11 protein-coding genes are annotated in these 11,416 nt (G+C 72.8%); 4 read left to right on the forward strand and 7 right to left on the reverse strand.

The window, feature by feature from the left end; genetic code table 11:
* Nucleotides 1–2: 2 nt before the first annotated feature.
* Both ACIPK3_RS17740 and ACIPK3_RS17745 read left to right on the forward strand, forming a co-directional pair.
* Nucleotides 3–1,007, forward strand: a complete 1,005-nt coding sequence (locus tag ACIPK3_RS17740; protein WP_402570611.1) for a heavy metal transporter — start codon at nt 3–5, stop codon at nt 1,005–1,007.
* 304 nt (nt 1,008–1,311) lie between these two features.
* On the forward strand, nt 1,312–1,800 hold the full coding sequence (locus ACIPK3_RS17745; protein ID WP_402570613.1) for an ATP-binding protein: 489 nt from the start codon (nt 1,312–1,314) through the stop codon (nt 1,798–1,800).
* 65 nt (nt 1,801–1,865) lie between these two features.
* Here the strand turns inward: ACIPK3_RS17745 and ACIPK3_RS17750 are convergent, their stop codons facing one another.
* Both ACIPK3_RS17750 and fdxA read right to left on the reverse strand, forming a co-directional pair.
* A complete protein-coding gene (locus ACIPK3_RS17750; RefSeq protein ID WP_402570615.1) occupies nt 1,866–2,969 on the reverse strand; it encodes a bifunctional succinyldiaminopimelate transaminase/glutamate-prephenate aminotransferase in 1,104 nt (367 codons plus the stop codon).
* 166 nt (nt 2,970–3,135) lie between these two features.
* Nucleotides 3,136–3,456, reverse strand: a complete 321-nt coding sequence (fdxA, locus tag ACIPK3_RS17755) for a ferredoxin (protein ID WP_194041143.1) — start codon at nt 3,454–3,456, stop codon at nt 3,136–3,138.
* A 110-nt stretch (nt 3,457–3,566) separates the two neighbouring features.
* On the opposite strand from fdxA, the gene ACIPK3_RS17760 reads away from it, so the two are divergent.
* Together ACIPK3_RS17760 and ACIPK3_RS17765 are read left to right on the forward strand one after the other, a co-directional pair.
* Nucleotides 3,567–4,619 carry a GNAT family N-acetyltransferase gene (locus tag ACIPK3_RS17760; protein WP_402570617.1) on the forward strand — a complete coding sequence of 351 codons (1,053 nt, stop codon included), beginning with the start codon at nt 3,567–3,569 and terminating at the stop codon, nt 4,617–4,619.
* A 30-nt stretch (nt 4,620–4,649) separates the two neighbouring features.
* Entirely contained in the window at nt 4,650–5,501 is an 852-nt protein-coding gene (locus ACIPK3_RS17765) for a tetratricopeptide repeat protein (RefSeq protein ID WP_402570619.1), read from the forward strand.
* A 23-nt stretch (nt 5,502–5,524) separates the two neighbouring features.
* Here ACIPK3_RS17765 and ACIPK3_RS17770 read toward each other — a convergent pair whose 3' ends face one another.
* The 5 genes from ACIPK3_RS17770 to ACIPK3_RS17790 form a co-directional block, all read right to left on the reverse strand.
* Entirely contained in the window at nt 5,525–6,139 is a 615-nt protein-coding gene (locus ACIPK3_RS17770) for a response regulator (protein WP_402570621.1), read from the reverse strand.
* Between the two features lie 9 nt (nt 6,140–6,148).
* On the reverse strand, nt 6,149–7,336 hold the full coding sequence (locus ACIPK3_RS17775) for a sensor histidine kinase (protein ID WP_402570623.1): 1,188 nt from the start codon (nt 7,334–7,336) through the stop codon (nt 6,149–6,151).
* A gap of 5 nt (nt 7,337–7,341) precedes the next feature.
* Nucleotides 7,342–8,082, reverse strand: a complete 741-nt coding sequence (locus ACIPK3_RS17780; protein WP_402570625.1) for an ABC transporter permease — start codon at nt 8,080–8,082, stop codon at nt 7,342–7,344.
* On the reverse strand, nt 8,079–9,017 hold the full coding sequence (locus ACIPK3_RS17785; RefSeq protein ID WP_402570627.1) for an ABC transporter ATP-binding protein: 939 nt from the start codon (nt 9,015–9,017) through the stop codon (nt 8,079–8,081). The genes ACIPK3_RS17780 and ACIPK3_RS17785 overlap by 4 nt, the downstream gene beginning before the upstream one ends.
* A 111-nt stretch (nt 9,018–9,128) precedes the next feature.
* Nucleotides 9,129–11,345, reverse strand: a complete 2,217-nt coding sequence (locus ACIPK3_RS17790; protein WP_402570628.1) for a hypothetical protein — start codon at nt 11,343–11,345, stop codon at nt 9,129–9,131.
* Between the last annotated feature and the right edge of the window lie 71 nt (nt 11,346–11,416).

Genomic DNA, 11,416 nt, shown 5'->3' on the forward strand with positions numbered 1-11,416 from the left:
GCGTGCCCGAGCCGTCCCTCGTCCCACCCCAGCGTCCTGCCAAGCGCCGTGGCCGTCTCTTCCGCCTCGGCTCCGCCCTCACGGTCCTCGCGGCCGTCGCGGGTTATCTCGTGGTGCAGTACGTCACGTCGGGCGCCGGGGCCCCGGGCTGCACGGTGGTCTCGGGCCGGGGCGACGGGACGTCCTACAAGTTCACTCCCGAGCAGGCCTCGAACGCGGCGACGATCACCGCCGTCGGCACCGGCCGGGGCATGCCGCAGCGGGCGGTGGCCATCGCGCTGGCCACCGCGCTCCAGGAGTCGGGGCTGCGCAACATCGAGCACGGCGACCGGGACTCCCTCGGCCTGTTCCAGCAGCGTCCCTCGATGGGCTGGGGCACCGAGAAGCAGATCATGGAGCCGACCTACGCGGCGGGCGCCTTCTACAAGCATCTGGCGAAGGTGCCCGGCTACACCGGGCTTCCGCTCACGGTGGCCGCGCAGCGGGTGCAGCGCAGCGGCTACCCGGAGGCGTACGCCAAGCACGAGCCGGACGCCACGCTGCTGGCCGCCGCGCTGACCGGGCAGTCGGCGGCGACGCTGACCTGCCAGGGCAGCCCGGCGTCCGGCACGGCCGAAGCGGCGGTGCGGACGGGCCCGGGCGCGGTGCGGGCGGCGCTCGCACGGGACTTCGGGCGCGACGCGCTCGATCTGGCCGGCACGGAGGTGGGCGCCACGGCGCCGCCGTCCCCGCGCCCGGCCTCCGAGGCGACCGCGCGGATCGTGACCGTGCCGGTGCCGGACGACCCGAAGGCCGACCGGGCGGGCCGCACCGAGCGGCAGCGGGGCTGGCAGCTGGCCCACTGGGCGGTGGCCAACTCCTCGACGCTGCACATCTCGCGGGTGTCGTACGCGGGCCGGGAGTGGACCGCCGGGAGTACGGACAGCCGGTGGCGCACGGTGCGCGGGCTCGGTGCGGCGGGTGCGGAGCGGGCCGCCGGGTCCGTGCGCATCGTCACCGGGCGGTAGCGGCAGGCCGGGCAGGAGTACGGGACTTCACCCGAAGGGGTCATACGGCGCGCTTCGGCCGGGCCGGATGCGCGGGTTTTCGCGCGGTCGCCTTCATAGGCGCCGAAGCCCTGGAAACAGTGCGCCGGAAGGTTTCGGCTGGGCCGCACGCACGGCGCCCTTTGCCCGTTTTTATCCACAACAGATAATGCGACGCGTTATCAATTCTTTACCTTTGGCGTCCGCAACCTTCGTGGGCTTCGAGCGGTAGTCACTGCGTCCGCCACCGGACACCTGAACGTTCTCTACCGTCGAATGGAGCATCATGTCCCTCCCCCTGACCCGCAGGATCGCCCGTGCCGCGCTGCTCGTCGCAGCGGGAGCGGCCGCCGGGGTCGGTGTGGCCGGCTCCGCGAGCGCGGCACCGGAACTGCCGGCCACTCCGAACCTCGGCGGGCTGACCGCACTGGACGGGGCGCACGTCGGCGACACCGTCGACGGTGCCACGCAGCACGTCACCGGGCTGGCGGGCGACGCCGGCGGCAAGGCGGTCAAGCAGGCGGTGCCGGCCGCGGGCAAGACCGGTGGCAAGCTCGTCAAGAAGGCGGCGCCCGCGGCGCAGCGCGCGGCGGGCGACGCGGCCGGCTCCGCCGGGGACGTCCTCGGCGACACGGCCAGGACGGCGACGAAGACCGCGCCGAAGGGCGGCCTGCCCACGGACGCCCTCACCAAGGGCGGACTGCCCGGCGCCTCCCTGCCGGGCGGCGGACTGCCCGGCGGTTCGCTGCCGGTGAGCGGCCTGCCGCTCGGCTAGTCGGCCGGACTCCCCAGCACGACGAAACGGCCCGCCCCGGGGAACCGGGGCGGGCCGTCGCGCTGTCAGGTGGCGTGCCCGAGCCTCTCCACGGCCGCCGCCACCCGCTCGTCCGTCGCCGTCAGGGCCACCCGGACGAACTGCGCGCCCGCCGTGCCGTAGAAGTCGCCGGGCGCCACCAGGATGCCCCGTTCGGCCAGGTGGGCGACGGTGTCCCAGCAGGACTCGCCGCGGGTGGCCCAGAGGTAGAGGCTGGCCTCGCTGTGCTCGATGCGGAAGCCGTGGGACAGCAGGGCCGCGCGCAGCGCGGTGCGCCGGACGGCGTAGCGGTCGCGCTGCTCGCGGACGTGGACGTCGTCGGACAGGGCGGCCACGACCGCGGCCTGGACGGGCGCCGGGGTCATCATGCCGCCGTGCTTGCGGATCTCCAGGAGCGGGCCGAGGACGGCCGGGTCACCGGCGAGGAAGGCCGCGCGGTAGCCCGCCAGGTTGGAGCGCTTGGAGAGGGAGTGGACGGTGACGATCCCGTCGTACGAGCCGCCGTTGACGTCCGGGTGGAGCACGGAGACCGGGTCGGCCTCCCAGCCCAGCTCGACGTAGCACTCGTCGGAGACGAGCAGGACGCCGTGCTCGCGGGCCCAGGCCACGATCCGGGTGAGTTCCTGCCTGCCGAGGACCCGGCCGGTCGGGTTGGAGGGCGAGTTGAGCCAGAGGAGCCTCAGGTTCGCCGGGTCGAGCTCCGTGGGGTCGTCGTAGACCTCGTACTCCGCGCGGGCGAGGCGGGCGCCGACCTCGTAGGTCGGGTAGGCCAGCCGGGGGTACGCGACCCTGTCGCCGGGGCCGAGGCCCAGCTGGGTGGGGAGCCAGGCGACCAGTTCCTTGGAGCCGACGACCGGCAGGACATGGCGGTGGGTGAGCTCCCGGGCGCCCAGCCGGCGCTCCAGCCATCCGGTGATCGCGTCGCGCAGTTCGGGGGTGCCCCAGACGGTCGGGTAGCCCGGCGAGTCGGCCGCGGCGACCAGGGCCTTCTGGATCAGCTCGGGGACCGGGTCGACCGGGGTGCCGACGGACAGGTCGACGATTCCGTCCGGGTGGGCCGCGGCCGTCTTCTTGTACGGCTCCAGCTTGTCCCAGGGGAAGGCGGGCAGGCGATCGGAGACTGCGGACACGATGTACTCGCTCACTTTCTTCGGTACAGCCGGTACAGCCGAAACGGCCGGTACGGCGGCTACGGCCGGTACGGCAAACGCCTCGGTCCCGTACGGCGCCGACCGGGACGGTCGGGTCGTACGGGACCGAGGCGGGACGGATGAACGGCCGCCGGGCCGCCCGCCGTTATCCGGCCTGCGGCGGCAGCGCGGCGATGAAGGGGTGGTCGCGCTCGATCAGTCCCAGCTTGCTGGCACCGCCGGGGGAGCCCAGTTCGTCGAAGAACTCGACGTTCGCCTTGTAGTAGTCCTTCCACTCCTCCGGAGTGTCGTCCTCGTAGAAGATCGCCTCGACCGGGCAGACCGGCTCACAGGCACCACAGTCAACGCATTCGTCCGGGTGGATGTACAAGGACCGGGAGCCCTCGTAGATGCAGTCGACCGGGCACTCCTCGATGCACGCCTTGTCCTTCACGTCGACACAAGGCTGCGCGATGACGTAGGTCACGCTGTCGTTCCTCCTCGATAGGGCGCTGGCGGGCCTCCGTAGGCTCCGCCGCCTGGCGCGCGGGAGCGCGGCGTCGTCGATGCCCGCCCCTAGTATCTCCGTTCTTGGGCATGATCCGAACAGGAGGGGTGAACCGACCTGTGGAAATCTCTGCCGGCGGGCGACTCGAGGTCCGAATCACCGCTGCTGATGTGGGTAAACGAGTCTCCGTACGTCGCTTGAGCGAACCTGGACCCCCGGGGGAGAAGTTCACCGACACGGTGGGTGTTCTCGCATCCTGGGACGACGGTGTGCTGATGATCACGCGCCGGACCGGGGAGACCGTCCGCATTCCGGAGTCCTCGCTGGTCGCGGGAAAGGTCGTGCCGGCCGCTCCGGCGCGTCGGCGGGGTCCCGCCACTTCCTTCGAGGAACTCGCGCGTGTCGCCTCCCGGGCGTGGCGGCCGCTGGAGAGCGAGCGGCTCGGCGAATGGGAGCTGCGGGCCGCGGGCGGATTCACCCGGCGGGCGAACAGCGTGCTGCCGCTCGGCGACCCGGGGCTGCCCCTGGACGCGGCGCTGGAGGCCGTACGGCGCTGGTACGGCGCACGGGGGCTGCCCGCGTACATCCAGACGGCGACGGGCGCCGCAGGCACATCGGAGCCGCTGCCCGCGGAGCTGGAGCGGCGTGGCTGGGTGTGCGAGGTGACCGCCGAGTTGTGGACCGGCGCGCTGGCGCCGCTGGCCGACCGGGCCGAGGGCACCGAAGTGGCGCTCTCCCGGGAGGCGGACGAGGCCTGGCTGGCCCGCTACCGGCGCAGGGGGGTGAGCGAGGTGGCGCTGAAGGTGCTGGGCAGCGGCCCGTCGGTGTGGTTCGCGAGCGTCCCCGACGAGAGCGGGAGCGTCCCTGCGGCGATCGGCCGGCTGGTCGTGGACGGGCGGTGGGCCGGTTTCGCCGCCGTCGAGGTGGCCCCGGAGCGGCGACGGCGGGGGCTGGCCGGCACCGTGATGGCGGCCCTGGCCCGCCAGGCCCTGTCCGAGGGCGCGTCGGCGGCCTGGCTCCAGGTGGAGACGGACAACGAGTCGGCACGCGAGCTGTACACGGGGCTGGGTTTCACGGCGCACCACGCCTACCAGCACTATCGGGAGCCGGTCGTCCCGGCCACCGGACGAACCGAACGGTAGGGAACCGTCCTGAAAGGGCACACACCTCATATGCTTCCGCCTTGTCCCCCTCCCCCGGAGCGCTCCGCCGAGTTGCGGCGGCGGTTCGCCGACGAGGCACGGGGAGAGCGGCCCGATCTGTCGGCGCTGTGTCTGCTGCTGGGGGCCGAGGCCGACGGGTCCCTGGACGAGGCCGGTATCGACGCGGCGCAGATCGAGCTGGACGAGTTGGCGGGGCGGCTGCCCTACCGACCCGGGGGGCCGCGGGCCTGGGCGACCGCGTTGCACGAGTTGCTCGGGGCGCGGCACGGGTTCCACGGCTCGGCCGCCGACTACCGGCGCCTGGAGTCGTCGCTGCTGCACGAGGTGCTGCGACGCCGTCGCGGGCTGCCGATCCTGCTGTCGGTGGTGTGGATGGAGGTGGCCCGCAGAGCGGGCGCCCCGGTGTACGGGGTCGCGCTGCCGGGGCACTTCGTGGTCGGGCTGGGCACGGCCGGGGAGCAGGTGCTGGCCGACCCCTTCGACGGCGGCCGGGTGCTGACCGGGTCGGACGCCGAACTGCTCGTCGCCGGGGCGACCGGGGCTCCACTGGATCCGGACATGCTGGTGCCCGCGGAGCCGCTGGAGGTGGTGATCCGGATCCTGAACAACGTCCGCGCATGGGCCTCGGCCCGGCCCGAGCGCTCGGACGTGGCCCTGTGGGCCGTGGAACTGTCCCTGCTGCTGCCCTCGCACCCGGCGCGGCTGCGCTACGAACGGGCCCAGCTCCTCGTGCAGCGCGGCGAGTACCTCGCCGGGGCGGCGGAGCTGGACGCGTACGCCGACGTGATGGCGGAGGTGGACGAGCCGACCGCGCGCCGGATCCGCGGCCAGGCACACACGGCACGCGCCATGCTCAACTGACGCCTGCCGCTTGGAGCGGGCCCCTACAGCCAGCCCTTCTCCCGAGCCGTCCGTACCGCCTCGGCGCGGTTGCGTACCGCCAGCTTCTGGATGGCAGTGGAGAGGTAGTTGCGTACCGTGCCCTGGGACAGGTGCAGGGCGGCGGCCAGTTCGGCGTTGGTGGAGCCGTCGGCCGCGGCGCGCAGCACCTCGCGTTCTCGGTCGGTGAGCGGGTTGGCGCCGTCGGCGAGGGCGGCCGCGGCGAGGGTGGGGTCGATGACCCGCTCTCCGGCGAGCACCTTGCGTACGGCTTCGGCGAGTTGGGCGGCCGGCGCGTCCTTCACGAGGAAGGCGTCGGCGCCCGCCTCCATGGCGCTGCGCAGATAGCCGGGGCGGCCGAAGGTGGTGAGCACGACCAGTTTCACCGTGGGGAGTTCCTGGTGCAGCCGGGCCGCGGCCTCGATTCCCGTGCAACCCGGCATCTCGATGTCGAGCAGGGCGACGTCCACGTCGTGCTCCCGCGCGGCCGCCAGCACCAGGTCCCCGCGTGAGACCTGGGCGACGACCTCGATGTCGTCCTCCAGGCCGAGCAGGGCGGCGAGCGCCTCGCGGACCATCGACTGGTCCTCGGCGAGAAGGATCTTGATCGGGCTGCTCATGCCCGGATCCTACGTGCCCCCCACAACCACGGGTACGCGGGCCACCAGCCGGAATCCGTGCCTCACGCGGCCCGCCTCCAGGGTGCCCCCGGCCTGTTCCAGACGCTCGGTCAGACCGGTCAGCCCGTTGCCGAATCCGCCGCCCGAGCCGCTCCCGCCGCCGGACCCGTCGTCCTCGACGGAGAGTTCGAGCACGGGCCCGTCGAGGGTCTGCCGCCGCAGCACCTCGATCGTGCACTTCTGGGCGCCGCTGTGCCGTACGACGTTGGTGATCGCCTCGCGCAGCGCCCAGGCGAGGGCGGCCTCGGACTCCTCGGGTACGTCGGTGAGGTCGGGGTCGGCGGGTACCTCGGCGACGACGCCGGCCGCGGTCAGGGCGACCTGGGCGCCCGCGAGTTCGGCGGGCAGGCGGGGGCGCCGGTAGCCGCTGACCGCCTCGCGGACGTCCACCAGGGCCTGTCGGCTGACCTGCTCGATGTCGGCGACCTGCTGGGCCGCCTTGTCGGGGTGGCCGGGCAGCATCCGGCCCGCCAGCTCGCTCTTGAGGGTGATGAGGGAGAGGGAGTGGCCGAGGAGGTCGTGCAGGTCGCGGGCAAGGCGCAGCCGTTCCTCGTTGGCGGCGAGCTGGGCGACGGTGGCGCGGGCCCTGCGCAGTTCGACGGTGGTGCGGACCATCTGGCTCACACCGGTCATGGCGAACCCGATGAGCAGCACCAGGAGGGACAGGTTCTCCGCCGTCTCCAGGTCGACCCGGCTGCCGACCAGCAGCAACAGGCCGGTCGTCGCCGGGATCGCCCCATAGGCGGCCTTCATTGGCAGGACGGATCCACAGGCGACCGAGACGTAGCAGTACAGGCCGAGCCACGCTCCACCGAAGGCGAGGCTCAACACGGAGGCGAGGACGCCGAGGGCCACGACGAGGCCGACGACGAACCCGCCGCTGTAGGTCTTGCCCAGGTTGCGGAAGACCAGTGACAGATAGACCCCGACGAAGCCGATGAGGCCGAGCCAGCCCGCCACGGTGGCGCCGGTGGTGTGGTTCCCGGACAGCAGGTCGTTGACCGGCGAGCTCAGGAACACCAGCCAGACGCCGATCCACAGCACCTTGCGCCGCAGTTCGGGGCGGTTGACGGGCGGCCTGCCGATGCGCAGCAGCCGCTCCGCCCGGCTCTCCCCGGCCCCGGGGTCTTCCGTCATGGCACTCACGCCTTCAGCGTGTCCTTCCGGTACAGCCAAGCCGCGCCGCCCGCGAAGAGGACGAAGTAGACCGCGAGGTTGACGAGGTCGGTGGCGTGCGGCGCCTGGCTCTGTTCGATCGCTCGTCCAAGGGCAGCGTACGCGTGCGTGGGCAGCCATTTGGCAATGTCCTGGAGCCACTGCGGGAAGGTCGTGGTGGGCATCCACAGGCCGCCGAGCATGGACAGGCCGAAGTAGGTGATCATCGTGATGGGCCGGACCGCGTCGCCGGTGGCGAGGTAGCCGATGGCGACGCCGAGCGCGGCGAAGACCAGGCTGCCGGCCCAGATGGAGCCGGTCAGGGCGAGCCACTGCCAGGCGTCCAGGCGTACGTCCTTCACGGCCGCGGCAACGACGAAGACGACGACGATCGAGGGCAGGCTGACCACGGCCGCGCTCGCGGTCTTGGCGAGCACGTATCCGCGCCCCGGCAGCGCGGTCAGCCGCAGCTGCCGTACCCAGCCGCTCTCGCGCTCCTTGGCGATGCGCTCGCTGTTGCCCATCAGTACGGCGGTCAGGGCGCCGAAGGAGGCCATGGAGACCATCATGTAGGTCGGGACGGTCAGCCCGGTGCCGTCGACCTTGGTGTGGGAGTCGGCGCCGCCCGCGATGAGCAGGAACAGGGCCGCGGGGTAGATCACCGAGAAGAACAGGAACTTCTTGTTGCGCAGGGCGCGCGCCAGCTCGAGCTTGATCAGGCTGTTCACGGTGCGGTGACCTCCTTGGCCTCTTCGGCCTCGGTGATGGCGACGAACGCCTGCTCCAGGCCGAGCCCGGCGACTTCGAGATTGCGGGGGTAGACGCCGAGGCCGTACAGCGCGTGGACGGTGGCGTCGGCGTCGGTGGACTGGATGCGGACGGTCTGTCCGGAGACGTCCATCGAGGTCAGGAAGGGCAGGCCGTGCAGGGCGGTCTCGTCGATCGCGCCCTCCAGGTCGAAGGAGACGCGGCGGGCGCCCGCCCTGGCCTTGATCTCGGCGGCGGTGCCGTCGGCGAGCAGCCGGCCGCGGTGCAGCACGAGCACGCGGTCCGCGATGGCGTCGGCCTCTTCGAGGTAGTGGGTGGCGAAGAGGACCGTGCGGCCCTGGTCGGCCTGCTCCCGCATGGTGGCCCAGAACGCCTGGCGGGCGGTGACGTCCATGCCGGTGGTCGGCTCGTCCAGGATGATCAGGTCGCTGTCGCCCGCGGTGGCGAGCGCGAAGCGGACGCGCTGGGCCTGGCCGCCGGAGAGCTTGTTGACCTTGCGGTCGGCGATCTGGGTGATTCCGGCCCGGGCCAGGACATCGGCGGCCTTGTACCGCTTCGGGTGCAGATCGCAGGCGAGCCGGACCAGTTCGGCGACGGTGACATCCTCCATCAGTCCGCCGCTCTGCAGCATGGCGCCGACCCGCCCGGCGGTGATGGCCTCGCGCGGGCCGGTGCCGAACAGGCTGACGGTGCCGGCGTCGGGCTGCTTGAGCCCGAGGAGCAGGTCGAGGGTGGTGGACTTGCCGGCGCCGTTGGGGCCGAGGAGGGCGACGGTCTCCCCCGGGTGGAGCCGCAGCGAGAGGCCGTCGACGGCCCGTACATTGCCGTACGTCTTGGTCACCTGGTCGAACCCGACCACCAGGGTGCTGGTGTCCGGTACCGCTGTCGTTGTCATGGTGTCCATGCTGACGGCGGGGCCGGGGGGCCGGGCAGTGCCGGTGATCCTGACTGCCGCATGACAGATGTCATACCGCAGTCGGCTCGGTGCCGCCGGGCCCCCGCCGGGTCAGTTCGGGTTGGTCTCGATGATCCCGACCCGCTCGGCCTTCGTCCTGCCCCGCAGGGCGGTGCGCAGGGCGTTGACGACGTCCTGCGGGATGACGTCGCGTTTCCCGGTCGCGGACTCGACCTTCACGCCGTCGAAGGTCCTGCCGTACGCCTTCTTGAGCGCTTCGAGGTTGTACGTCTCCACGAGCTTGCCGTCGATCGCCTTGACGCCGAGGATCTTCGGCAGGGAAAGGGGACCGAACTGGATCTTGTGCGCGGCGTCGACGCGCACGGTGGCCAGGCCGGACATCGCCGGTTCGGCGAACTCCTTCATCTTCCGGTCGACCTCGGCCCTGGAGATGGTCGGCTGCTGGCCGGTCGTGGACACGGTGACCGGGGTGGCGGTGCCCGTCTCCACCATCGACCGGTACGCCTGCTCGACCGCCCGGACCGAACCGGCCGCGTCGATGCCCTTGCCCGCCTTGCCGTACACGGCGACGGCCTTGCCCGACTCGAACTTGATCGTGCCCTCGGTGACCGAGCCGGAGCCGCCGCCCGCCGTCTTCAGGGCGGCCTGGAGCTTCTCCTCGTCGACCGGCATGACCGGTTCCACGACCCGCTGCTCCCCGAAGAGGGTGCCGATCACGGAGACGGGGTTGTAGTCGCTGCCGGAGGCCTCGCCGACGGTGGCGGCGATGTCGAACTGGAGACCCGCCCGGCTCGGGACGAGCGAGACGGTCCTGCCGTCGACCGACAGCTTCAGCGGCTGGCTGCCCCGGGCACCGAAGGCGTCGTTCAGCTTCTTGACGGCGTCGTCGCGGGTGCCGCCGCCGATGTCCACGCCGAGCACCGTGGTGCCCTTGGGCACGTCGGAGTGGTTCATCAGCAGTCCGGCGCCGTAGACACCGGCGCCGCCGACGACCAGCAGGACGCCGAGCAGCACCAGTTTGCTGCGGCCCTTCTTCTTCGCGGGCTTCGCGGACTTCTTGCTCTCCGGCACGTTCGGCGAGACCGGCTCGGGGAGCTTCGGCGGGGTGTGCTGCAGCGGCCCGTCGGCACCGGTGCGCGGTCCGAACGGAGAGTTCCCGGCGGGCGGGACGATCGGGATGCCGCTGGTGACGGTCTGCCCGGAGACGTTGTCCGCCGGGGCACGGTAGCCGGGCACGCCCGGCATGCCGGATTCCTGGGCGGGCTTCTGCGGGGTGAGGATGGCGGTGTCGTCGCCGAGGGCACCGGCGGGGCGGGGGCCGCGCGGGCTGCCGGCGGGGGCGTTGCCGGGGGCGGCTCCGGGATCGGTGAAGGACTCGCCGGGCGCCATGCCGGGACCGGGCCGGCCGGTCATGGGCGGGACCAGCGGACTGTCACCGGTGACCGGACCGGCGGTCGGACCGGCGGGGGCCTGCGGGGTGCGCGGCGCGTTCGGCGCGGCGGGGGCGCTGGGGCCGCTCCGGCCGCTTTCCGAGAAGTACGGCAGGTCGTCACGGCGCGGTTCCTCGGCGCCGCCCGTACCGGGGCGGGTGCCGCTCGCCAGTGGACCGGCGGCCAGCGCCTCGGTCACGTCGAAGGAACCGGTGCCGCCACCGTGCCCGGGAGCCACGGGTCCGCCGGTGGCTCCGGTGAGCCCCGCGCCGTTGGTGCCGCCGGGCCGGGTGGCGCCGGGCATGCTCATGGAGCCGACGACACCACCGGGACGGCTGAGACCCGTGCCCTGGCCGGGGGCGGCCGGGGCGGAGGGCGTGGCTGGCGCGGCGGGTCCGGCCTGCGCGGCCGGGGAAGCACCGGGCATCCCGGCCCCGTTGGTACCACCGCCGCCCGGACCGGACTTGCCGGCCGAGCCCTTGCGGGGCGCGAACCAGTCGCTCGTCCGCTCCTCGGCCGGGGCGTCGGCCTCGGCGGGGGCCGGTTCCGTGCGACTGCCCGGCAACGGGGAGGAGGGCAGCTGCTGCTCCGCGGCGGCGCCCTTACCCGTACCGGTGTCGTCGTCGGAGCGCTCGGCGTCCGCGACGGGCGTACGCATGACGACCGGCGGAATCGGCCGCGACCCGGGGATGTTGATCCGGATCCGGGTCGTCAGCGTGGTCTCTGTCTTGCGCTCCTCGGGCTGGGCGGCCGAACGGCCCGCGTCCGTGCCGTTGTCGGAAACCATGGGGGTCCCGTACGGCGGCGTGCCTGAGGGGTATGCGGCTCCGCCGCGCCCGTTGGGCCCGGAGGACGGAGTGTCAGTTTCACGACTCAAAGCAAGTTCTCCCGGTTGGCTCCGCCGCCCGTTACGACCTCTTCCCGCGGGCGGCTCGGCGGCGCGCACCA

This window comes from Streptomyces sp. NPDC086787, from assembly GCF_044745865.1.
Lineage (GTDB): Bacteria > Actinomycetota > Actinomycetes > Streptomycetales > Streptomycetaceae > Streptomyces.